General features: G+C 42.2%; 19 protein-coding genes. 6 read left to right on the plus strand and 13 right to left on the minus strand.

Going from position 1 to position 23,502, the window contains the following annotated elements:
- Positions 1–8: 8 nt before the first annotated feature.
- Genes JKG61_RS09940 through JKG61_RS09950 form a run of 3 tightly spaced genes read right to left on the minus strand, consistent with a single transcriptional unit; the run spans position 9 to position 4,815 of the window.
- Entirely contained in the window at positions 9–1,559 is a 1,551-nt protein-coding gene (locus JKG61_RS09940; RefSeq protein ID WP_202102817.1) for a sodium:solute symporter, read from the minus strand.
- The gene (locus tag JKG61_RS09945) at positions 1,556–3,193 is read right to left on the minus strand and encodes a ribulokinase (RefSeq protein WP_202102818.1); all 1,638 of its coding nucleotides are present in this window, start codon (positions 3,191–3,193) and stop codon (positions 1,556–1,558) included. The genes JKG61_RS09940 and JKG61_RS09945 overlap by 4 nt, the downstream gene beginning before the upstream one ends.
- An 11-nt stretch (positions 3,194–3,204) precedes the next feature.
- Positions 3,205–4,815, minus strand: a complete 1,611-nt coding sequence (locus JKG61_RS09950; protein WP_202102819.1) for a fucose isomerase — start codon at positions 4,813–4,815, stop codon at positions 3,205–3,207.
- A gap of 153 nt (positions 4,816–4,968) precedes the next feature.
- On the opposite strand from JKG61_RS09950, the gene JKG61_RS09955 reads away from it, so the two are divergent.
- A complete protein-coding gene (locus JKG61_RS09955) occupies positions 4,969–5,838 on the plus strand; it encodes an AraC family transcriptional regulator (protein WP_202102820.1) in 870 nt (289 codons plus the stop codon).
- A gap of 327 nt (positions 5,839–6,165) precedes the next feature.
- The gene (locus JKG61_RS09960; protein WP_202102821.1) at positions 6,166–7,371 is read left to right on the plus strand and encodes an FN3 domain-containing metallophosphoesterase family protein; all 1,206 of its coding nucleotides are present in this window, start codon (positions 6,166–6,168) and stop codon (positions 7,369–7,371) included.
- Positions 7,372–7,487: 116 nt separating this feature from the next.
- Here the strand turns inward: JKG61_RS09960 and JKG61_RS09965 are convergent, their stop codons facing one another.
- From JKG61_RS09965 to JKG61_RS09985, 5 genes are read right to left on the minus strand one after another with little or no spacing between them, the layout of a single operon-like run.
- On the minus strand, positions 7,488–9,443 hold the full coding sequence (locus JKG61_RS09965) for an NHL repeat-containing protein (protein ID WP_202102822.1): 1,956 nt from the start codon (positions 9,441–9,443) through the stop codon (positions 7,488–7,490).
- Between the two features lie 51 nt (positions 9,444–9,494).
- A complete protein-coding gene (locus JKG61_RS09970; protein ID WP_202102823.1) occupies positions 9,495–10,175 on the minus strand; it encodes a DUF4998 domain-containing protein in 681 nt (226 codons plus the stop codon).
- A 44-nt stretch (positions 10,176–10,219) separates the two neighbouring features.
- A complete protein-coding gene (locus JKG61_RS09975; protein WP_202102824.1) occupies positions 10,220–11,434 on the minus strand; it encodes a DUF5000 domain-containing lipoprotein in 1,215 nt (404 codons plus the stop codon).
- 20 nt (positions 11,435–11,454) lie between these two features.
- Entirely contained in the window at positions 11,455–13,419 is a 1,965-nt protein-coding gene (locus JKG61_RS09980; protein WP_202102825.1) for a RagB/SusD family nutrient uptake outer membrane protein, read from the minus strand.
- Between the two features lie 40 nt (positions 13,420–13,459).
- A complete protein-coding gene (locus JKG61_RS09985; RefSeq protein ID WP_237249427.1) occupies positions 13,460–16,678 on the minus strand; it encodes a SusC/RagA family TonB-linked outer membrane protein in 3,219 nt (1,072 codons plus the stop codon).
- Positions 16,679–17,083: 405 nt separating this feature from the next.
- On the opposite strand from JKG61_RS09985, the gene msrB reads away from it, so the two are divergent.
- Positions 17,084–18,067, plus strand: a complete 984-nt coding sequence (gene msrB, locus JKG61_RS23400) for a peptide-methionine (R)-S-oxide reductase MsrB (protein WP_237249428.1) — start codon at positions 17,084–17,086, stop codon at positions 18,065–18,067.
- A gap of 40 nt (positions 18,068–18,107) precedes the next feature.
- On the opposite strand, the gene JKG61_RS09995 is transcribed toward msrB, so the two are convergent.
- The 4 genes from JKG61_RS09995 to JKG61_RS10010 form a co-directional block, all read right to left on the minus strand.
- Positions 18,108–18,551: a hypothetical protein gene (locus JKG61_RS09995; RefSeq protein ID WP_202102826.1), complete on the minus strand. Its 444-nt coding sequence runs from the start codon at positions 18,549–18,551 to the stop codon at positions 18,108–18,110.
- Positions 18,552–18,662: 111 nt separating this feature from the next.
- Positions 18,663–19,421 (minus strand): C40 family peptidase, encoded by a 759-nt coding sequence (locus JKG61_RS22895; RefSeq protein ID WP_237249429.1) that lies wholly within the window; start codon positions 19,419–19,421, stop codon positions 18,663–18,665.
- Positions 19,422–19,501: 80 nt separating this feature from the next.
- Positions 19,502–19,891, minus strand: coding sequence for a hypothetical protein (locus JKG61_RS10005; protein ID WP_202102827.1), 390 nt, complete (start codon positions 19,889–19,891; stop codon positions 19,502–19,504).
- Between the two features lie 82 nt (positions 19,892–19,973).
- Positions 19,974–20,732 carry a hypothetical protein gene (locus tag JKG61_RS10010; RefSeq protein ID WP_202102828.1) on the minus strand — a complete coding sequence of 253 codons (759 nt, stop codon included), beginning with the start codon at positions 20,730–20,732 and terminating at the stop codon, positions 19,974–19,976.
- Between the two features lie 627 nt (positions 20,733–21,359).
- Here JKG61_RS10010 and JKG61_RS10015 point away from each other — a divergent pair.
- Positions 21,360–21,560, plus strand: coding sequence for a hypothetical protein (locus JKG61_RS10015; protein ID WP_202102829.1), 201 nt, complete (start codon positions 21,360–21,362; stop codon positions 21,558–21,560).
- A gap of 41 nt (positions 21,561–21,601) precedes the next feature.
- Here JKG61_RS10015 and JKG61_RS10020 read toward each other — a convergent pair whose 3' ends face one another.
- Entirely contained in the window at positions 21,602–22,666 is a 1,065-nt protein-coding gene (locus JKG61_RS10020) for a hypothetical protein (RefSeq protein ID WP_202102830.1), read from the minus strand.
- A 351-nt stretch (positions 22,667–23,017) separates the two neighbouring features.
- Between JKG61_RS10020 and JKG61_RS10025 the strand changes: the two genes are divergently transcribed.
- Positions 23,018–23,173 carry a hypothetical protein gene (locus JKG61_RS10025; RefSeq protein WP_202102831.1) on the plus strand — a complete coding sequence of 52 codons (156 nt, stop codon included), beginning with the start codon at positions 23,018–23,020 and terminating at the stop codon, positions 23,171–23,173.
- A 125-nt stretch (positions 23,174–23,298) separates the two neighbouring features.
- Positions 23,299–23,502, plus strand: a 204-nt coding sequence (locus JKG61_RS22900) for a hypothetical protein (RefSeq protein ID WP_237249430.1), incomplete at its 3' end; no start/stop codon positions are given.

Below are 23,502 nucleotides of genomic sequence, written 5' to 3' on the forward strand. Positions count from 1 at the left end.
TTATTACTTTATTTGATTCTTAATTTGCGGCTTATGTTACCGACTAGAAATATGGTTAATGTACCGACTACTATTATCATGTTGGCATGTAAAGGATTCCGTAGATAGGCCATGTTCTCCGGAATGAGGTATGAAAACGTCATCCAAAGAATGACACATATACCTACGATCGTGCCGATAACCGCATCCGTGTTATTTGCTTTTTTACTAATCAGTCCAAGTAAGAAAAGGCCCAACATTCCTCCGGCAAAAATCCCAGACAATGTCCACCATACATCCAATAGACTTTTTATACCGATCATAGCAATACCACATATCATACCGATCAATCCTACAATCACGGTAGCGATATACAGCACTTGTAAGTTATTCTTATCCGAAGAATTTTTATTGAAATATCTTTTATAGATATCCTCTGTAAATACAGTAGCTGAAGCATTCATTCCTGAGCTAATGGTACTCATTGCGGCCGACAGTATGGCCGATACAATAAGTCCAAGCAGTCCGGTAGGAATCATATACACCATAAAATGAGGCATGATCTTATCTCCATAATCCGAAGGCTTTAATGTAGATGCCAGTTTAATGACTTGAGGATTTTCGAGTGCTAATCCCAACTGCTCAGAAGCAGCCTGTAACTTTATCGTATCTAACAAAGCAGGATTCTGGAGATAATAGGTGTAAAGACAGGTTCCAATTATAAAAAACAATAGAGACACAGGCACATAAATCCATACACAGAGCCATACCGATTTATTGGCTTCTTTAGGGTTAGATGCTGTATGGTAGCGCTGAACATAATTCTGATCCATTCCAAAGTTATTCAGATTGATAAAGAATCCATATAATAGCACAACCCAGAAAGACGAACTGACGAAATCAAAATCTAGTGTACCTAGACTAAATTTATTTTCCGCCATTCCAACCTGGATAATATCTTTAAAGCCTCCTGGCACCTCCCTTACCACTAGGTAAATTATAATCAGTGCTCCGAGCGTTTTTAATATCCCCTGAACAACCTCCGTCCATATTACAGCTTCTATTCCGCCCATGACGGTATATATGACGATACATATGCCAGTTACGACCATGATTACTACCATACTATAACCAGTCAGTGCTTGTAGAGTCAGAGATATACCAAAGAAAATTGAGCCGATACGTGCCAGCTGTGTCAATAAAAAACAGACTACCGCATAGGTCCGCGCCCAAGTCCCAAATCTCTTTTCCAGATTAGTATAGGCGGACACTTCACCTGTACCTCTGTAGAACGGAACAAAGTATTTCGTCGCAAGCCAAGCAGCCAAAGGCATCGAAAGACTAAAAGCAAACGCATTCCAATTACCGCCAAAAGCCTTTCCTGGTACTCCCAAAAAAGTATTAGAGCTTAAAAAAGTTGCATAAATTGATATGCCGATAGCCCATCCAGGTATTCGCCCCGCAGCTCTTGTAAACTCATCAGCCGACTTATTTCTTCGCGAGAAATAAACCCCTACAAGTACCATAGCGACAAGATAAACCAGGATTATGGAAATATCTAGTATAGGGAGATTCTTCATAGTTTTAATTGTGTTAGTTCTTTATAACCCTGATATAACTTTTCATACGTTGCCAAGCGGTCAGGATTACAATAATATGTTTTTGAAACCCTCGCCGCAAGTTTTATTTTCGCCTGATTTATATCTTCATAGATCCCCGAGGCCAACGTAGCAAAGATCACAGATCCTAGTGCACAGGTCTGATCACTATCTACCACTTGTACCTCGCAGCCGAGTACATCGGCCAATACCTGTACTACATACGGCGCTTTGTTGGGTATGCCACCTGTAGCGATTACCGTTTTTATAGGAATATTATAAGATCTGAACCGATCGATGATAGCCTTGGACCCAAAGGCCGTTCCCTCAACCAATGCTTTAAAGATATGCCCGGCCTGTGTAGCGAGTGTAAAACCACTAGCCATTCCAGTCTTCGTAAAGTCGGCGTCGGGGGTTCGCCTTCCGTTATGATAATCCGTAAATAGCATATCTTCTTCCGTCAATGGAATAGCTTCCGCAGCTTTAGTAATATAGTCAAAGAAACCATCTTCCAATGTTAGACGTTGCTGATCTGACAGATCCAGTCCTTCCATTTCCAGCACCGGTTTAAGCACCATCTTCTTAAACCAATTATAGATATCGCCAAATGCAGACTGTCCAGCTTCGAAGCCGATCATCCCAGGATCAATAGATCCTTCCACCTGTCCACAGATACCTTCGACCAAAGGTGGGTTGCTCTCCATCGGAACGACCAGCATATCACAGGTCGATGTACCTATTACCTTAATCAAAGTATATGCCTCACTCCCAGCACCGACCGCACCATGATGTGCATCAATAGCCCCCACTGTAATCAACGTATCCTCATCAAATCCATAGCGATCTACAAAATCTGAGCTAATCTTACCGAACACCTGATCCGATGTATACGTATCCGTATAAAACCGATTGATCAAATTATAGAAAGAAGAATCCAGCGAACAGAGAAACTCTGCCGACGGTAGGCCACCATGCGATTCATTCCACATTGCCTTATGTCCAGCCGCACACCGGTTACGCTTTATTTGCGATGGTATAGTTGTACCAGAAAGATAAGTTGGAATCCAATCCGATTGCTCTACCCAAGTAAATGCGCTACTCTTAACTTTCCCATCGGTACGGTTGATATGTAAAACTTTGGACCAGAACCACTCCGATGAGTATATACCTCCGCTAAAAAGCGTATAGTCTATAGACCATCTCTTGGCTAACCTATTTATTTCATCTGCTTCTTTGATGGCTGTATGGTCTTTCCATAGGACAAACATCGCATTAGGATTGTCCTCAAATCCATTGCATAGGGCAAGCGGACGGCACTCGGCGTCAATAGCTACGGGAGTAGACCCCGTAGTATTTGTCCCGATGGCCTTTATTTGCTTGATAACTTCGGGAGGTACTCCATCTAGCAATTCACCGAATACGCGATCAATAGACTCCATATAGTCTAAGGGATGCTGTCTGTACTGATCATTTACGACATCACAGTACATTCCTCTTTGCCAACGCTCAAAGTAGGCCACCGAAGTAGCGACTACTGTTCCAGTAACTGCATTAACCAATAGCCCCCGTACAGAATCTGTCCCAAAATCCATCCCTATGACCAACTTCTCTTCCATAACAGTCCTTCTTAGTTTATTCCACAAAAATTAACCTTGATACCCAGAGCCTGCATCGCTGCACCTTTGATTCCCGCTGCACGTCTGACATCAAATTCGCCATCTACGTAGACTACCTGTATATGATTTGCTTTATGTTTAGCCATCATCTGGTCACGATTCACACCATCCAATACACCATGCATGATCGGCCATTGTCTATCGGTCAGATTCCATCGACGCTCCGTTTCTTCGGCAGGCAACTCTACCACTTTTCCCGTACCGATATCACAAAACAGTTCGTTGTTATCGATATAAATACGGCTCCATACAATCTTGCCCGGACGACTTATCCCACGCAATGTACCTCCTCCTTTTTTGAAGAACATCGCTGGCTGCCTTAAACTATCCGCTCCCTCATAACCATCGATAAAATGAGAGGCAGGTGCAGCTCCCGATATCAAGAACACCCATACAAATTCATCCACACCATTCACCTTATAATCCTCGCCATACCGCAGGTCGTGGAGGGTATTGTCCCCATCGAGTCCCAACTTATTCCATAGGTGATAGGTCAAGTAGCCATCTATTCCCGCACATTCATCCACTTCGTTAAAATGTGGCAAAGCCTTCCCTGCATAAAGTTCAATACCTTTTTCATTATAAACGGGAGGCCGATTGGTATTATTCAACAAGCCCTCTACCAGATCGCTAGCAGCTACCAGATCCTTCAATCCCTGTTGATACTGAATTCCGATCGTATCGCAGCCAAACTCGTCTGCCAGCCGTAACGCAGCTATATACATTTTACATTGTTCTATAGTCTGCGCACGAGTCAACTCCGTAGTAGGATCCTGCCCCCAGTCAAACTTCATTCCCTTCTCTAGCATCCATTTCAACACCCCCTCGGCATCCACATCCGATACTGTCAGCATCTTTGCATACAATGTAGACTGGCTCAAACGTTCCTTAAAAATCCCCAGTTTATGGATCAAAGCATCAGGAACGATAGCATTGAACATTCCCATACAGCCCTCATCAAATACGCCCATCACAATACGATCATTAAAAATACGCTGTGCTAATTCTTCGGCTATATCACGATCTTCAACAGCTACATTTTCGATATTAAAAGATTGCACATGCGAATAATCATGTGTTATTTTCCCTTTCTCGGTCCACTCCTTAAGCTTCTCCATAAAGAAACTATCCGTAAAGTCCTTACTCCATAAAAAACTATACCCCACCTCAGCCTTTGTCAATGACCCTGTTAAATTCATCGCTCCCACCAAGCCAGGATAAGTGCCATCCCAATTGGCTACCACCAATATCGGTCCACGGTGCGCAATCAATCCGGCCAGTACATGATGACTATATTGCCAGACGCTTTCTGCTACAATCAATGGTGCATCTTTATCTATATTCCGAAAGACTTTGATTCCCTCATGCTGATAGTCGATAAATCCATGTCCTTTTTCTTTCTTATAACCGTGGGCACGCATAATATTCCACCCCAACTTTTCAAAAGCAGTCTGGAGCATTTCTTCCATTTTTTGCTGCATCGGCCAGCAGTTGAGATTAGCCGATGGCCTCAGATCTCCACTACATACAAGAATCGCCTGTTTATTATTTTTTGGTATCATAGTTAAACTTATTTATAACCGGTATTACAAATATCAGGGAAGATCGAGGGGGAATTGTTTAATAATTTAGCCACTTATTCCCACATATTATCATAAAGTTGATTATATCAGTTCATTTTCACAACTTTAGTAAGAAAATAAGATATACCGATTATGAGAGCAAAATTTCACCAAGTTCCAAAAAACAGTGACCATACGTTCAAGATCCGTCATGATATATTACCTCATTTCGGTACCATCTGGCATTATCATCCTGAAATTGAACTACACTATCTGATCAAGGGGGAAGGAATCAGATTCATCGGAGAAAATATAGCCAACTTTGAAAAAGACGAGCTCATATTATTAGGTAGCAACATACCCCATACCTGGAAATGTAACCTTAAATACGATAGCGAATACTATGTAGAGGCATTAGTACTACATTTCCATCCAGAGTCTTTAGGAAACAATTTTCTTAATCTTCCCGAAACTCTACAAGTCCAAAAATTACTATTAATGGCTCGCCAAGGTTTGATAGTGCAAGGTGAATCAAAAAGAAAAATCATCAAACTCATGCATAAGATGAAAGAGTCCGAGGGTATAAACAAGATTGTATACCTATTAAAAATTTTTGACTTATTGAGCAACAATCCCGATCATGAAGTCATATCTCCTAATTATGCCAGCGTATCGGCCGACCACTTCGACGGCGAGCGTATTAATAGAATATTCACTTACACATTCAATAATTTCAAACAGAATATAACATTGGAAAAAATGTCCGAACTCAGCAATTTGAGCGTAACATCGTTCTGTCGTTTCTTTAAAAATCTGACACAAAAATCGTATTACGACTTCTTAACAGAAATACGGATCAATCACGCTTGCAGGTTACTAATTAACAGCAATATGAAAATAGGCGCTATTGCCGAAGAGAGCGGTTTCGAAAACACTTCAAATTTTTACAGACACTTCAAGCGCTTTAGGGATACCACACCAAGTTCGTTCAAAAAGGATTATCTGAATCAATTGACCCTATAACTTTTTATGATTTCAACATTGCTTATCGATAACAACCAGAATACAGACATGTCATTTCGTTTTGTAAAACAGCATCTGCGGTAGTTTATAATTAACATATTGAAATATTTAAGACAATCGATTGCACGCTTTGTAGCCTTGTAAAGTTCATATTATATCTCTATTATTGAAATTTCCCTAAGAACATTTGCTTCTTGTATAACACCCAATAAGACTGTATATAAATTAAAAACAAAACAACTTATTAACAAGGAGATAACACAAAACACTTAATATGGGGCTTTTTCCAAGTCTGTAAACATATCTCGAAATTTAGACAATAGCTATATGAACAAAAGAAGAGAGTTTCTAAAACAAGTATCCCTCCTATCTGTAGGAGTTCTCACCACAAAAGGAAATACCTCCGTGATGGCAAAAGACGTCCAGCCGCTTAGTCTTCATCCAAACGCTTTCGCTGTACCTCCGTACCTCCAACATCTTACACCTACCTCTACATGGGTCATGTTTATTACAGCTGAAAAAGCCTACAGCTGGTTAGAATATGAAGGAGAAAGCGGCATAACCCAAAAAGCCCACATGGAAGAGGATGGCATTTACGATTCCTACACCACGCTCCATAAAATACAAATCCCAGACCTCCGTCCGGGCGAGACTTACCGTTATAGAGCCTGTTCAAAACCTATCACACTTTTTGAACCTTACAAATTAGAATATGGGGCAGAAATAGCGACTCCTTGGTATACATTCCGTACTCCAACCACTGATTCGGCCGAAGTCTCCTGTCTTGTGTTGAATGATATTCATGATAGTCCACAAGCATTTGGTAAACTATTAGACACCGTCAAGGATCGTACTTTCGATTTTGTGGCACTCAACGGAGACACTTTCAATTATCAGACAGACGAAAAACAGATCATAGACAATTTGCTTACTCCATGTACTACGCTATTTGCAAGTAAGACCCCCTTCATAATGATTAGGGGAAATCACGAAACGCGGGGAAAATTTCGTAGGGCTTTCAAAAACTATTTTACACTTCCAAACAACAGTTATCATTTCACCTTCAATCAAGGTCCCGTATGCTGGGTTATTCTTGATACTGGGGAAGACAAACCGGACGATCACCCCGTGTACGCTGGGATTGTAGCTTTTGACGCTCTCCGTGAGCGTCAAGCACGTTGGTTAGAAGAAGTCGTCAAAACAAAAGCCTATAAAGAAGCTGCATATCGCGTCGTGATAATGCACATACCTCCCTATCACAGTGGTGACTGGCACGGGCCTACCCATTGTAGGACAGTGTTTGATCCTATTTTTGCGTCAAACGATGTAGACCTGGTTGTTTCCGGTCATACCCATCGTTATGGAATACACCCGCCAAAAGGTGTACAAAAGTATCCTGTTATAATAGGTGGTGGTTCCAAAGATGGAACTAGAACAGCGATACATATAACTGCAAATGAAAAACAACTTCATTTGGACATGATACTTGATGACGGCAGAAAAGTTGGCGAATATACGATCAAAGCAACGTAAAACGTCCTACTACACGATATACAAAGGGATTCCATCGTTACCTTTCCGATCACAAAATGAAAGCGGCCGTTTTAAAACGGCCTCCTTCTAGATCAACACACTATAACAACGAGACATTAAGGAGTATAACTCCATAGATCCGTTCCTTCTCTAAAATAAATCTTATTATCCTTTCCTAGCACCATCAGGCTGGCATTGTCCCTCAACGCTTTAAGTTCATCCTTTTCAACATCATAACTATAGAGCTTGTCCGACAATGTAAAATAAATCAATCCGTTGGGATGCGTTACAGCCAGACCGTTTCTCCAGATATGGCTGGGTTTACCATTGTAACTATAGATTTCTCTTTGGAATACAACTTTTCTGGATTTTACATCATATTTTATCAATGCGCCATCTGCAAATCCCCATAATCCTTTATCTGGCCCAATAAAAAGTCCCGAAACCGACCAATAGTCAGCGATGGAATCCATCCACACTATCCTTTTTTCCTCCGGATCCCATTCAAATATACGTCCTCGATTTTCTACCGGGACAGCCCCCAATCCTCCAAAAATTGTCGATCCACCGATTACACGTCCATCAAACTCTATAAGCGAGGTAATTGCTTGATTAGGAATAACATTTGCAAAACTTTCTAATTGCTCCGTCTTAACATCTAGGTGAGCAATAGCCCCGCCTAACTGACCATATCCGGTGATCGTTCCAAATAACATCTCATCCCGGTGCGGCATTGGAAGCACAGCGAACGGTCTATCCTGGTTCTTAATAGCCCCTAAGAATTTTGGATTCCCATTTGTCGTGCTCCAAGGTCTGGTGACGTCGTAAGAATAGATTTCTGCTTTCGTATAATTACCAAAGTATATTACATTTCCCAGACTATTCATTCCCTCCGACTGATGGAGCCCTGGATAATCCACATGTTCTCCAGTTTTCGGATCAAAAGTACCGTGGTTTCCTGCCAAATACCCTGCGCTCCAAACTTTATCATCTGGTCCCCAAAAAATCGACTGTATACTGATCGGAGCCTTAGGTACATCCAGCATGATCTCACGGACAACCTGCCCTGTTTTCAGGTCAATGGTAAATACTTTATGCGAACTGGTTAAAACTTTGTAGTTACCATCGGTATCCACCCAGCCTGCGCGTCCCCGTCCCTCTATTTTGGCAATTTCCTTCGCTGCGGGTTTAGTCGTCGAAAAATCCATGACATACAATCGGTTTGCAGCCGTGTAATATATCTTCTGCGTTTTCTCATCCCTTACCATCGATTTTATCTCTATGGATGGTAGACGTTGTTCATACTTACCAGAACTCACATTATATATAAATGTTTCCATTCCTTTAGCACTATTCAACCAAGCGAATATTCGATCTCCCCCTTTCAACCCCGGCACAAATTCCATATCATACACAAACTCATGATCTTTATCCTGCGTAGCCAATAAATCCTTTTTGTTGGTCGATGCAATGTCCAACTCTATAAAAGCCGCGTGCGATCCCAGCCCGGCGTATATTCTATTGTTTTTTGCGTCATAGGCAATACTTCTTACATACTCTTCACCAGCCTTCAATGCCCCGTTGCCCACATCTTTAAATCCGGTTTTAGGATCGTATTCAAATACCTGACCCCCTGGATAAGTTCCTCCATAAATTTTCCCATCTTTTCCGGCGACCAGATCCCATATCACCTTTTGGCCCGGCAGTGCCACACCCAGATCTTTTATTTCAGCATCTCCAAGGGTATAGCTATACATTTTACCATTTCCTGAAATGTAGACTCTATTATCTGAGGAAACTTCCATATCCCATGCTCCATCCGTCCCTGGTAATAAAGAATTAACAATCATCCTGTTCTCTTCCAGCTCATAACCTACCAGACGTGCTGGAACACCACGCACCACTGTAAATACATATTCCTTACCCTTGCTATCTTTCAGAAAATGACTTCCTTGAATAGCTGCTGCAAATACCTGCGGCCCGTGGTGTACAAATTGCCCAATCGACTCCATCGTACTACAAACAACGACGAGAATGGTAATAATCAACTTATCTATTCTATTTTTCAGCATTTAGCTTCTCCTACTTTTAATCACAAAAAAGTTTTCCCCCTCTCGTGTGTTTTAATAATTAACTTTTACGGTATTAATTGCGCTATAAAACGTATCAATACTTAATGAATCCGGTTTATACATCGTCTTGTACTCCAAAACGCTGTGTTGCAATAACCGGGTATAACTAGAGGAGGCTGTCTTGACTCCTACCACAAACTCCCTAGGGTCATTATTAATATTAATATAGTTCACCTTTGTTCCTATTGAAGTGGCTTCGCTGCTTCCCCAGTTCATAACTATTCCCTGATTAGTGGGGGTCCACGAATGAGATACCAACGTTCTATTCATCAAGGTACTCGTATAGCTTGGTCCATACGAAGTACTACTTACATTAGATGCCAGCGAACGTACACCATCATCGTGATAATGAATAACATCAAAACTATACGCCCCCTCTTTCAGGGGAATAATTACTGCTATCGTATCGATTCCACTACCTCTCGATATCGGCACCTCCAGCGAATCAGATTTATTCCGCCAATAAACTTTTGCTTTAGTTATATTTTGATCTGACAAAATCTCCCATTGTAACTTGATACGCTCATTTCCAGGAAAAGCTTTTAACGATTCCGGTTTAGCCGCATATCGAATTTCTCCAGTTGCTAAGTATTTAGTATAATCATTTGATTTGGAACAACTCAAAAAGAAACCTAATACCAGCAAACACACAATTTTTATACTATTTTTCATATGTGTATAATTATCTTTGATGATCCGCCAGCTGGCGGATCGGTTTAGTTACTACCCCAGAAAGTTATTTCGTGAAAAGCGAAGTTCGCACTTCCAGCCCAATTCGATAATACTTTTAGTCGAATATACCGTATCGGCCCTACATCCGTCTGTAGATTTAACATATCTCCGTCCAACCAGTACTTTTTATCTTCGGCGGTTACCGGACTTACACCTGCAATATTCCCCGAAGGCTTAAACTGCTCGTGCTCTCCCAGTTTTACCCATCCATCCCAGCTACCATCTGCCGGTGGTGGTCCCGGATGTCCCCACACTTCATATTTTTTAGGATTACGGTCCGAAAAACGATAATAATTGTTCAATCTCATTCTGGATAAGATGTATTTATCCCCTATATCTATAGTAATATGCTGTGGTAAAGCGGCTGCATTTGAAGTCACAAAATACCTTGAATAAAATGAAGACGAATAAGGATTATCATAATCCACCAATACCACATCATCCCATAAAAAATTCCATTGTACATAGGATAAACCAGGCCATATCGGTGTATCACCTGGCAACAGGACCTCTTTAAACTTTGTTTTGGGCACCAGTTTTTCAAATAGAGGTTTCATATTGGCATACAGTGTATCTGATATATTACCAAACCTATCTTTTATAAACACACCAAATTTATTTTCCTCCGACTTCATTCCCCTAAAGGAATGGCTTATCTTCTCGAGGGTAGAGTACTCCGATCCATACTGGACAAAGTCACCCAGCGAATCATTATGCATAATAACAATACCTAACCGAGCCTCCGAATCATTGCCTTCCCATTTCACATTAATCCCACCAAAATCGGGGGCTAGTTTGAGAGTCTCATACACTTTTAGATAAGGGGGCTGCAGACAGGTAAATTCTACCTTCTCCGCAGCAGATTTTTGATTACTCTTATTTACGGCGTAGACATCGACTTTATAGCTATCAATTTTCGGTAAGCCCTCTACCTCAATCGTTGTTGTATACTGAGAGGATACAAATTGCTTTATTTTCCCATCCGGCATGTGCACATCAGCTACGACATGCGACAATGATTTACTGGCTGGTAACGTATAGGTTATTTTCCCTCCTCCCAATGTGGGTTCTACCCTGACATTAGTTACCGGACCCGTTGGAGCGGCATCAGCTTCTATCGGGCCATGTTTTTCCTCTGTACACCTTATTGCCAATACGCTGATTACTAAAATCATCGTATATATGAATATCTTCTTCATAGTTGTTAACATTAATTAGTTTACCATCCAGGGTTTTGGACCAGATTAGGATTCGTTTGTAAGTTAGACTCTCTTATGGGCCAGAAATAATCTCTCGGTGCATTGAATGTCATATTATGCAATGTCCGTACTCTATAATAGTCCGTTTCTGTTGCTCCCAAATAATTCCAACCCCTTATAGGCTGATTCTGTAATATTTCCGCAGTCTTCCAGCGACGTAGATCCCAGATACGATGTCCCTCAAACGCAAGTTCAATACCTCTCTCCTGCATAATTATACTCCGCAAGCCCTCTTTCGTATTCGGCTTACCCGGATTTCTAGAGTGGTTAGTCCATGATTCGACTACCCCTGCCAAGCCAGCCCTTTTACGTATCAGATCCAGATACTTTATAGCCTCCTCTCTTCTGTCCGTTTCATTGCACGCCTCTGCGTATAGTAAATATAGATCCGCTAGCCTCATTTCGGGTCTAGGATATTTTTCAGTAGAGTACTTTTGTGTCCCTGTTCCGATCTGCTGGAACCTCCAGTTGACCAATTTTTTGGCCCAGTAGCCGGTTACATTATAATACATATCGCGTAACTTTCCCCCAGGCTGACCATTTTTACCCCTTACATAGAGTGCAGACTGTTCATCAGTAGCCCCCGGTGCATTAGCCATAAACCATTTTGCTCCATCGAAGGCCACCGATCCATAAAACCGGTTTTCTCTATTAAAATTGAGCTTTGCGGTACGGTGTCCGGGCACAATGTTAAAGCGATCATCTGCTGTAGCTTGTTTGACTTCAAACCGTCCAGCATAATCAAAGTCGATATCCTCATTAATAGGTACCCCATTGTCCGTATAAAACAACTCTGCCATGCGCATCGTCACCGATAGGTAAGAGGTATAATCGACACCGGTAGTGATACGGCTATCAATCTGTCCCGCCAAGTTTGCATTCTGTATATCTCCGATAGCGATTTCCGTATGATTAGTCAATCCCCAAATCAGTTCCGAATTCCATTTTTCAGTTACTGCACCCCTGATATTCATCTGATAAGTCGTAGAATCCGATAGTCTATATCCAAAATTACTAAAGTGATATAGGCTATGGTTTCCTGCTTCCGCAGCTTCTATAGCCAGCTTACCTGCTTCAACAGCTTTCTCCCATTTCACCTGATCATAAGCCGGATTAAACAATGATTGTCCGTCCTTATTCTTAAAATTATTATAGTCAGGGTTGCCATTGAAGAGCGGACTTGCAGCCATTACCCACAATTTGGTTTTTAAGGTCAATGCCGCAGTTCTACTTATGCGCCCTGCCTCTGTTGTAACATTCACTATTCCGTCTGGCAACTTAGCTGCGGCCCCATCCAACAGATCGGAGATATAATTTACGACCTCATCCACCGGTTGTCTTTTCACCCGCATAGTTTCCGGTGAAGCCCCGATCGGAATAGCCGTATCCATGATGGGTATAGGTCCGTACATACGTAATAAGCAAAAATGGAAATAGGCTTTCAAAAATTCAACTTCGCCTACCCAGCGTCTACGTTCTTCCGGCAATAGATCCAACACCTTACTTTCATCTTTTATATTCTCCAAAAATATATTGCATTCCCGTATGGCCTGCCAAAAATTGGAACCATGCCTATCACCGTCCCAAAAGTTAACATACGGTCTAGAGACATTCTGTTCACCCTGAGCTATTTTCCATGGAGAATCGAGATCATAAGTCTCCCTATACGTCCACATCTCATCTCCCCCCGTAAACATAATATTCGCTACCGCTACGCCTCCGGCATGCGCCCTGGAGAAGGTATAGGAATAACATTTATGTAAAAACTTTTCAGCCTCATATTTATTTGTAAAAGCATGATCTATAGTAGGCAATCCATCAGGTACCACATCCAAATAGTCTTTGCAGCTACTTGCAGACAATATAAACAGACCTATTACAGTTAGCTTCTTTATATTTCTCAATGATCTTTTCTCAGTCTTCATAATAATCTAATTATTTCGCGAGTTTGTTACTCCCGTCTTTTTAAAAGCCAATATTTACACCGACATTATATACTCTCTGCAACGGATATCCCAGTCCGTTTCCTCCCATCTCCACATCCCACATCTTAAATTTACTCCATACAAACAGGTTGGAAGCATTGGCGTATACCCTCATATTACCAACTTTGATACGTTGTAATAATTTATCAGGCAGATTATAACCCATTTCAACCGATTTCAAGCGAAGAAAAGTACCATCCCTCATCCACCAGGTCGACGTCTGTGTATTATTTGCTACGAGTGTGCTCGACAGTCTTGGAAAGAATGCATATACATCCCGGTTGCTTTCTGACCAATGGCTGTCTGCAATTCCCTGCAGTAAACCATTCTGCATGCCCACATACTTAGAGTCCACATCCATAGCAAAAGGGGTAATATTACTCGGGTTAATAAAAAAAGATGATCTTGCCGAACCTTGAAAAAACGAACTTAAATCAAAGTTTTTGTAACCAAAACTAAAGCCAAATCCATAAATAACTTCAGGAGTAGTAGGCATACCGATAGGCACTCTGTCTAGGGTAGTAATCACCCCATCACCATTGATATCTCTATATTTGATATCTCCTCCCAAATAATCACCAAATTGCTTTGGCGAATTCATAACTTCATAATCATCGATAAATAACCGCTCTGCTATATATCCATATGTCTGTCTTACTGAGTTCCCAACGCGTGACAAATGACTGTTCTGAGGTTCATATTCCGGTTCCTCATAAACGTTATACTTACTCGTGGCATAAGTAAAGTTACCTCTCACGGTCAAGAACATGCCATTACTAAAAGACTTATTATAATCCGTGGCCACTTCAAAGCCTTGCGCCTTAGCCTCTCCCACATTCGCCTGTACAGCAGCAGTCAGACCGATCTCATTGGGCACCGAACTTCTAGCCATCAAAATATTCGTTCTTCTTTCGCGATAAGCATCAAACTCGATATTAAAATTATTAAACAACCCCAATTCGAATCCAATATTCGACTTATAGGAAGTTTCCCAGGTAATATCCCTATTCTCGTACCTGTCGACTTTTATACCCGCTTTGGTGTAATCATAGTTGTAACCGAAAGAATATCCGGGAGCATTGAGGTTGACTAACGATAAAAAGAAGAAACGGTCCGATTCATTTCCGATCTGATCGTTACCTACCAGACCGTAGGTACCTCTCACTTTCAACTTGTTTACTATAGTGCCGATTTCACCAAAGAATTTTTCATTATGCGCATTCCAGGCTAAACCAATGGAGGGGAAAAAACCATATTTCTGATCTCCCCAAAAACGCTCCGAACCATTATACCCAAAATTAAACTCGGCAAGGTAACGTGTGTCATAACCGTAGGTAAAACGTCCTGAAACACCTTGGTTGCGCTTCGGCAGCGATAATTGCAGCCTCTCCGTGTTGGAAGACACGGCGGTACCATCGGCCCTTACATCCGGATTGGCAGTTTGATAATGCGAGGCTAGATAAATCAGCGTCGCGCCGATATCATTTTTACCAATAGACGTATTATAATTCAGAGCAGCTTCCACATAATTGAATTTATTAACGATCTTATTTCCCGCTGTATAATCAAGGTATTCGCGTCCCTCCTCCTCATTCAACAGTTTTAATCCCGTATAGCCTTGCTCTTTATCGAATACCGCACTATAATAAAAAGGCGCATACTTTCTTGTCAGCGAATGCTCCGAGTTGCGGCGGGTATACCCCATAATACGTCCTGTCAATCCCTTAAGTAAAAAATCAAAGTTCTGTTTGATTTCTCCCTGTACAGTGACATAAGACCGTTCGGTCAACTGATAGCCTGAGACAGCCTTAGCATAAGGATTGTTATAAAAAGCACCGTCTCCCGGTCTCCTTGCATTTCCAAACAGCACGTGGTTGGCCGTAGGATTCAGCTCCTGGGGAAAATAGGCAGGAAAAGCAACTGGATTAGACCATAGTGCCTGATTAAAGACAAATCCGCCCCCACCGACCGGACCATTGTATTCATAGAACTGTCCCTGAGTACGTACCGTCGCGTCTGTCGTAGGTGTGAGTTTAAAATTAACATTACTCCTCATTTCATAGTTCGAAGCCTTCACATTACTATTAAAGTTTTGAGATTCTACCTTTCTAATCACTCCGTTATCAATGTTAGCGGTACCAGAAACATAATACTGAGCCTTCGATCCACCACCACTTACACTCCCATTTACCCTTGTATTATTCGTATAATCCCTAATCAGCATATCGATCCAATTATTGTTAGGATATAGATAAGGATCTCTTCCAAGAGCAGTCATATCAATCTTGCTCTGCGAATAAGGCTCTTCAAAATTTCGAGTACGGGCCCCTTCATTGGCCAGTGTCATATAAGTAATATTATCCGCTAGCTTAAAATTATTAGTGTTAGAAGAAATTGAGTTTTCCATCCTCACATTGAATTTGGTGGGACCATCTTTACCACTTTTAGTAGTCACCAATATCACGCCGTTGGCACCCCTTGCACCATACAGTGCAGCAGCCGAAGCATCCTTTAGGATCGAAAAACCTTCAATATCATCAGGCTGTATACGCGCCAATTCATTGGATGATATTTCCATTCCATTCAGCAAAATAAGAGGATCTACCTTTCCCGTACCGAAGCTGGTGACACCCCTGATAAAAAACTGCGCATTATCCTGTCCCGGCTCGCCCGATCTTTGATAAGCGATCACTCCTGCAACCCTTCCCGCCAACATAGTTGTTAAGTTAGAGGTAGGCCCTTTAAGTTCTTTCGGATTTACATTGGTGATAGAACCGACTAGAGTTTCTTTTTTCTGTTGGCCAAAAGCAACCACCACTACCTCTCCGATCTCATTCGGATCTTCTTTTAAGACTATAGTCAAAAAATCCTGATTATCAATAGATACGTCTTGGGAAATAAACCCCGTAAACGTTACCGTTAATACAGAAGACTTGTCAATTCCAGGGAAAGCAAATTGTCCATTTGCGTCTGTTTGTGTACTTACTTTGGAATCTTTGATAAACACCGATGCCCCCACAAGAGGTTTACCTAGCGTATCCCGAACCACTCCTTTTACAGATGTCTGTTTCTCTATTCCGTTTTTGACCGATTCAGCTTTCGTAAACGTTACCGAAAATAGGGCAAAAAAGAAAATTAAGCCAAACATCTTAAAACCTGACGGTCGAATCGCAAATCCCAACATTAGATTTTGTTTCATAATTTAGGGTTTTAAAATAGTATTTAGATTATTTCTTGGATAACTTTCCATAAATATAAACCTTAAAAAAGTATAATTCCAAATTTATTTTACTTTTTCTATTAATCGTTAGTCTAGAATGAGCGTTAATCCGTCTTCTTATTGTAAAAAGGATACTCGAGAAATGCTTATGTACTGTTTGTTTAAGAAAATCATCCGATAAGGCATTATCTTTGTTGTATTAACCGATAAGCGATAGACCACATACGCTAAGTTAAGGGTCCGTTGCTTTGGATAGAAAAGTAGATAGACAAGATGAAACAGCTACTAACACTCACTACACTTGCGATTGGCATTTTTTTGCTCAGTAAGATCGGCTTTTCGCAGAAAACATCAGCTATAAAATCGTCAAAACAACAACATACTATGGACAATACAAACGCACACAATCAGGTTATATATTTTGCGGGAGGCTGTTTTTGGGGCACCGAGCATTTCTTCAAGCAAGTACGGGGTGTGACTGCTACCGAAGTAGGCTATGCCAACGGAGATACAGAAAACCCATCCTATAAAGAGGTCTGCACCGGCAATACGGGGTTTGCCGAAGCTGTCAAGGTAAGCTATGATCCGGCGGTCATCGATCTCAAATTATTAATAGACCTATTCTTTAAGACCATCGATCCTACCACGCTCAACAGACAGGGCAATGATATCGGAACACAATACCGCACCGGTATCTATTATACCAATGCAGCAGATATACCTGTCATCGAGGAGCGTCTTGCCGACCTCAAGAAACAGTATAATGCTGATATCGTTGTAGAGCTAGAGCCCTTGGAAAACTACTACGATGCCGAGACCTACCATCAAAAGTACCTGGACAAAAATCCGGGCGGCTACTGCCATATCGGCCCCGACCTATTTGAAATAGCAAGACAGGCCAATCCAGCTCCGGCCACGACGGCCTACAAGAAGGCAGACCAAGAGACTTTGAAAAAGACCCTCACTCCGCTTCAGTATGAGGTTACACAGAATAATGCTACCGAGCGTCCTTTCAACAATGCATACGACAACGAATTCCGTGAAGGGATCTATGTCGATATTACGACAGGAGAACCCCTCTTTATTTCTACCGACAAGTTTGATGCCGGTTGTGGATGGCCAGCATTCTCCAAGCCGATCAACAACAGCCTTATCGAAGAGGTATCCGATAATTCGCACGGCATGAGACGTGTAGAGGTACGCAGCAAAACCGGAGATTCACATCTCGGCCACGTATTCAATGATGGACCAGCCGACAAGGGCGGACTGCGCTACTGCATCAATAGCGCCTCGCTCAAGTTTGTTCCCAAAGAAGAAATGAAAGCGGCCGGTTATGAAAAGTACATTGAGCTACTCGAAAAAAAATAATGAAAGAAAACCCGACAATAGCTATGTCGGGCTTTCTTTTTTATCTCTTCCGATACACCCATCCTATAATCACTAGGGGTATGAACAATAACCACAACCACCTTCGGATCGAGTGCCTTGTTGCTGTATTGCGTGAGTCGCTCTGTATCCTGCTGTCCATCGTACCCAAGCTATCGTAACCCATATCCAATTTACCGGACATTATTTCTACACCTTTTTGTTCGATATAAGCGAGTTTCCCGGCCCGACCCCATAATCCCTCATCCGGATGGAAATAAAAGCTAGAGTCGCTTAAAAACGTCCAATATCGAGAAGTACTATCCCGACCAACGTACCGCATCCACAATACACTTGCTGCGACCTTCCTTTCGATCTGCAGGTCATGTGCTATGTTTTGACGGGATTCTTTGCTGGTCCTGCAGGATAGCAAACACAAGATCAGGGTCAAAAAAGATATAAAGACTCTATTTATATAAACAACCATAATAAACTGACAATAAATATTATTAAAATATAAAACATAGAAAACAAAATTTAATTTGGTTAAAAAACAAGATCAAATTATTAATCAGCATCTCACCTTCAACCGTTAGGATTAACCACTTTCACCTATCCAATCCGCATACCTGTAGACCGTACGTACATGCCGCCTCTTGGATTCCACCCGGTCGTTGCTGTTGCCCTCTATCGTCAGGATGTACTGCCCCTGCTTCTGTTTGATCAGGCCTACATGATGGATGCGCTTCAGCTTGGCACTGTAGATAGCGAATAGGTCTGCAGGCTGTATCTTATCCGTCTGGGTATAGCTTCTAGCCTTGGGGAATAACGCCGGGCTCCACGGATTGCGCGGAGCCGCCAGCCCCGCCTGCCCATAGCAAAAGCTTACAAAGGCTGCGCACCAGTCATGACCAGGACCCAGATCGGTGTATCGAAGATATTGTTCGATGCGTGGGCCGTCGTTATTGCCAGTGGCTTCTTTTACGCCCAGTTCTGCAGAAGCAATGTTTAATATTCCTATCCTCTTATTGTCTTCACCGCCAGACTGGCTCCTTCTTTTTCCCAAAAAGAAGCAAAAATCATCGCTGAAAACTTTTGACAGAAAGCTAGTGCATCCCACTGCAATTGTCAAAAATTTTGAAGGCGATAAATTGAGTAATTGTAAGGGAGTTCTAGTAGCACTAGCTGAATAAAACGGCCTAGGGCTATATAGCGTCAAGAATACTTTTTGCAGGTCGTTAAAAACAGATCGACGGAGTGTAGCGAAGCGTAACGGCTCCGAGATGTTTAGAGCTGTCAAAAAGCATTCAGCGTCATATCGCCCAAGCCTTGATTTTTTTTGCTTCGTTTTTTTCATCAAGGAAAAAAATGAAGTCCTCGTCATGGAAAATGACGGATGGGAATCTGAAGGGACAAAAACATCTTGAAAAAAAGGTCTTAAAAAACTACCCCCATCACCATTATCACTGCAAGCAGCAGCAAGAAGAAAACGGAGAAGTATAAAATACATTGTTGCCATGATGTCAATTGATTAAAATGTAAGAGAAAGTCCTTGCGGAATGTTTTAAAAGGTTGCCATAGGAGCTCCTGCAACCATAGGCTGCAAAGGATCGCGGCGAGCCCTATCAAGAAGCCAAACAGGCCTACCGTGAGGATACCGAGATCGAGCACCGCAGCTGTAGGATCTACAAGAGGCAGCACTTTTATAAGTAAAGTAAAAGTTAATATTAAAATTAACAATATATTAAATATCAAAAACTTAATATTTAAAGTATAGATTTTCTGTACGTTGTGAAAGCGTGATTTTACTGCTGTTATCGTTGTCATGTTATATAGTAATTAGTTGTTAGCATTCAGACATTAGACAAGTGACGCGCAAACCTTGTTACGCGTCACGCTGTCACTTGACCTATGGAATATCCACATCCACGATACTCATCGTGTTATACGGATTATCCATCAAAGGATAATACACACCATTGACGAATTGATACATATCAATACCAATCATCATATAGATTACCTTAGTCGAATCCACGGGTACATGAACCGTGAGGAGCTCTTCCAGATGCGTACCGATCAACGGAATATAGTCTGTCTCCGCCACTTCTGGCCGCGGGATGACCAGCGGATCCAAGGTCTGTTCGACTGCAGCCAATGTAAAGCGCACATGCGTAGCTCCAGGTAACAATGTGACCGTAGCCCGAGGATCAAACTCTGGAATAACAAGCTCTACCTCTCCTGTAGTCCGCTCATACGCGACAGGGAGATTTAAACCAACCATAAAGGTTAGACTACTGTTGACATTAAATTCCAACCCTTTAAGAAGAAGCGAATTTTCTGGTTTGAATACACGCTCTCCACGCGCACTGACGGTATCTGCTTTTTGGATACGATGCACGACCGATGTCAGCCTGTTGCGCAGCGTCTTGTCTCCAAAGCGCGCCATCAGGTTGTTGAGCTGTATACGGATCAGCTTGGCGACCGATGCCGCCGAGCCAAACTCCGCCATATTCTCTCTCGTCCGTTGGAAATTCGGATCGGTCATGATCCGCTGCTTGTCCGCCCCACCAGGTGTACGCACCTCGTAGCCACGCGTCCTGCTCTTGCTGAAAGAAAGGTCTCCCACCTTCCCTTGCATTTTGATAAAACTCTTTTGTTTTGCCATGATATTTAATTTTTGTTGACAATCCAAAGGTGCAACAGTCCATATGGGGGTCTGTCCAAAATGGCAGGATGTGACAGAAAGAAGCAGGAAGCGACAAGAAAATAGTTATCAGGTTAACAAGATCATAGACGTAGGGAGACGAAATCCTAATATCATCGGAAATAACTCAATAACTAGATGATAACGGTAAATAATTAATGGATAACGAATTACCCTTGACAACTGGATAACTCGATAACTTCATAACTTCATAACCTGACAACTCGATAACAAAACACCATAAAAGTACTGTAGAAGTACGGGAAAGGTACTAAAGAGGTACCCTAAAGGTACTGAAGAGGTACTAAGGAGGTACTAAAAAGCTACTATGCGCCGTAGCTCTGTCGGCTGTCCTCTACGGAAAATACGACCAATCGCTGTCTCTTGTACTCCGATTGCGAAAACAATAACTAAAGAATTACGTTACATCAATATTATTAACATTCTCCAATACAGAGCCATTGTGCATATCATTTGATGGTAAACAATTGGGAGGTATCTTGCTGACAGGAGGATCATGGTCTCACCATGGGCAGCCCCAGCCAGGCCTACTATTGCCTAGCCCCTGCCCTCCCAATCCATGCTATCATGTCAAAAAAACCAAGATTATGCATATACCCCAAGGATGTCGAAATCATACTGGACCTCAGCCCACGGCAGGCCTTTAGACGCTACCAGACCGTCAAGGATGCTTACGGAAAGCTCAAACATCAGGAGCTTACTTTTCGCGAATTTGCCGACTACTACGGCCTGCCGCTAGGCGATGTTTATGATAAACTGCAGCCTTAGTTACGGCAATACATCCAGCATGGAGCTGTTGTTTTTACCTGCTATTCCTCCTCACCCTGCACATCCCAACTTCTTTTCAACAGCTCCTTTGCTTTGTCCATCGCATGCTCCAATTCATCCAGATAAACACGCAGGCGCTCCCAATATACCTTACCGACTTCCACTATTTCGCCCCCAACAAGATCAAGATATGCCCTATCCTCTTTGATCTCCACCATGCGTACCGACAGTATATTGATCAATTCGTCCGTCTTATTTTTAACCAGTATAGAGGGACATAAAGCCTCCAGACCAGACAACGAATTAATATTTAACAGCACCTCCCTTTCATTGAGCAGTTTCGCATAGAAAAGCTTAACACCATCCTTCTTTTGAATATACACCTTAGACAAAAAACGCACAGGCATATTGACAAAAGCTGTTTCATCGAAGCTCACTTCTATCTCCTTATACATATCCGACAGTATGCTCCAGGCATATATCAAATGCATCGCACAATCTCCACAGCCTGCCCGCTGTGCCTCCAGTTCGCCCTGTATTGCCGCTCCCTCCTCTATCAGCTTCTGTTCTTTCTCCTCATACATTAATACACTTTTATGGAGACCTTCAATTTCTCGCCACATGCCATACACCAGATAATACACCTGCTGCAACAGGATACACATCATCACGAGCACAAAGTCTCGCTCGATATACCCGATCTCAAACAGGTCTTCATCAAACAGCCCCAGATAGACCCAACGCACGGTGCGCAATATGACTGCCCCTAGAACCGGGCACAGCATCAAGAGCTGAAATATCCATCTACCTATTTTGTGCCTGCTCCAGTACACACTCTTGTCCAAGCTGTACACGGTCATACCGATGATCAGTACAACCGGCACCATCAGTACAATATTGAGCAGGAAAGTCATGGTGTGCTGCTCGATCAAGAGCGATTCCAATACCGGAAAAGATGTCGTAAAACATGTCACCAGAAAAGCTGAAGACACCAACATTATCCCCAAAGCAACTGGACGCCCATACCAAGAACTAAAAAAAGAAACCACAAATCGGCCAACAGAACTAAAGCAGTCTTTGACAGACTTAAAAAGAGATTGCCTCATAATATTATTTGTATTTAGGTTAAACACAAGTTTATACAAATAACTTAGCATAAAAAATGAGCACCATCACTCTTTTCTATGATATATAACACCCAAACTCACTCTCACTGAGGACTTTTTGCTATTACAAAGGAGTTATTGTCTTTTTCTGCAGAATTTTCATTTTACCCCCGGAAAAATAAAAACAGCGATTAGGACGCGTACGCATCGATTTTCTAGGCTAGAGAATTTCTCCGACCAGCCTCAGGAATTCTCCACCATATTTCCTCTTTTTCATTTGCATTCCACCCTACTTTCGTACCGGAGACATTAGAACCATGTCCAATGTAAGCACAATTAAACCTTAACAAAATGAAAACTTACCCTTTTACACCACAAACGGCTTATGAGTCCTGTCCGAACAGACAGGCCTATACTCCGGAAAAACCATCCGATAGCCAGCCCAAGAGAACTGTATTGCCCAAAGAAGGTCTATTGACCTTGCGTACACGCTATAGGTCGCCTTAAAATCACAGCAATACCGCATACCGCCATGCGCTATACCTCCGTGTGGCGGTCAATGAACAACTAAATAACATAAACAGTCACCATGATACGAAGCCTTTTGATACAGCCGCAGCGCTACTACCCCCATGCCCGCGAGAGCAGGCTACTACCACGCAGTAGCAGCTACCGTATGGCCTATGGTGAGGCCAAGAGCTGGCACATCGACGACAGCTGGTGCAGTATACAATGGTACAAGAGCAAGTACATCCTGCCCTATTGCATCGAGGTCGAGGCTAGAGAGCCCCTGTACCTACCCGTATCCATCCACCATCCCGATATACACTGGCAGT

Source organism: Sphingobacterium faecale, assembly GCF_016746095.1.
Taxonomy (GTDB): Bacteria; Bacteroidota; Bacteroidia; order Sphingobacteriales; family Sphingobacteriaceae; genus Sphingobacterium; species Sphingobacterium faecale.

What these genes read in the sequence shown, in the direction of transcription:
- JKG61_RS09940 (WP_202102817.1), bottom strand. Translation starts at nt 1,559, where the DNA reads ATGAAGAATCTCCCTATACTAGATATTTCCATAATCCTGGTTTATCTT.
- JKG61_RS09945 (WP_202102818.1), bottom strand. Translation starts at nt 3,193, where the DNA reads ATGGAAGAGAAGTTGGTCATAGGGATGGATTTTGGGACAGATTCTGTA.
- JKG61_RS09950 (WP_202102819.1), bottom strand. Translation starts at nt 4,815, where the DNA reads ATGATACCAAAAAATAATAAACAGGCGATTCTTGTATGTAGTGGAGAT.
- JKG61_RS09955 (WP_202102820.1), top strand. Translation starts at nt 4,969, where the DNA reads ATGAGAGCAAAATTTCACCAAGTTCCAAAAAACAGTGACCATACGTTC.
- JKG61_RS09960 (WP_202102821.1), top strand. Translation starts at nt 6,166, where the DNA reads ATGAACAAAAGAAGAGAGTTTCTAAAACAAGTATCCCTCCTATCTGTA.
- JKG61_RS09965 (WP_202102822.1), bottom strand. Translation starts at nt 9,443, where the DNA reads ATGCTGAAAAATAGAATAGATAAGTTGATTATTACCATTCTCGTCGTT.
- JKG61_RS09970 (WP_202102823.1), bottom strand. Translation starts at nt 10,175, where the DNA reads ATGAAAAATAGTATAAAAATTGTGTGTTTGCTGGTATTAGGTTTCTTT.
- JKG61_RS09975 (WP_202102824.1), bottom strand. Translation starts at nt 11,434, where the DNA reads ATGAAGAAGATATTCATATATACGATGATTTTAGTAATCAGCGTATTG.
- JKG61_RS09980 (WP_202102825.1), bottom strand. Translation starts at nt 13,419, where the DNA reads ATGAAGACTGAGAAAAGATCATTGAGAAATATAAAGAAGCTAACTGTA.
- JKG61_RS09985 (WP_237249427.1), bottom strand. Translation starts at nt 16,678, where the DNA reads ATGAAACAAAATCTAATGTTGGGATTTGCGATTCGACCGTCAGGTTTT.
- msrB (WP_237249428.1), top strand. Translation starts at nt 17,084, where the DNA reads ATGGACAATACAAACGCACACAATCAGGTTATATATTTTGCGGGAGGC.
- JKG61_RS09995 (WP_202102826.1), bottom strand. Translation starts at nt 18,551, where the DNA reads ATGGTTGTTTATATAAATAGAGTCTTTATATCTTTTTTGACCCTGATC.
- JKG61_RS22895 (WP_237249429.1), bottom strand. Translation starts at nt 19,421, where the DNA reads ATGAAAAAAACGAAGCAAAAAAAATCAAGGCTTGGGCGATATGACGCT.
- JKG61_RS10005 (WP_202102827.1), bottom strand. Translation starts at nt 19,891, where the DNA reads ATGACAACGATAACAGCAGTAAAATCACGCTTTCACAACGTACAGAAA.
- JKG61_RS10010 (WP_202102828.1), bottom strand. Translation starts at nt 20,732, where the DNA reads ATGGCAAAACAAAAGAGTTTTATCAAAATGCAAGGGAAGGTGGGAGAC.
- JKG61_RS10015 (WP_202102829.1), top strand. Translation starts at nt 21,360, where the DNA reads ATGTCAAAAAAACCAAGATTATGCATATACCCCAAGGATGTCGAAATC.
- JKG61_RS10020 (WP_202102830.1), bottom strand. Translation starts at nt 22,666, where the DNA reads ATGAGGCAATCTCTTTTTAAGTCTGTCAAAGACTGCTTTAGTTCTGTT.
- JKG61_RS10025 (WP_202102831.1), top strand. Translation starts at nt 23,018, where the DNA reads ATGAAAACTTACCCTTTTACACCACAAACGGCTTATGAGTCCTGTCCG.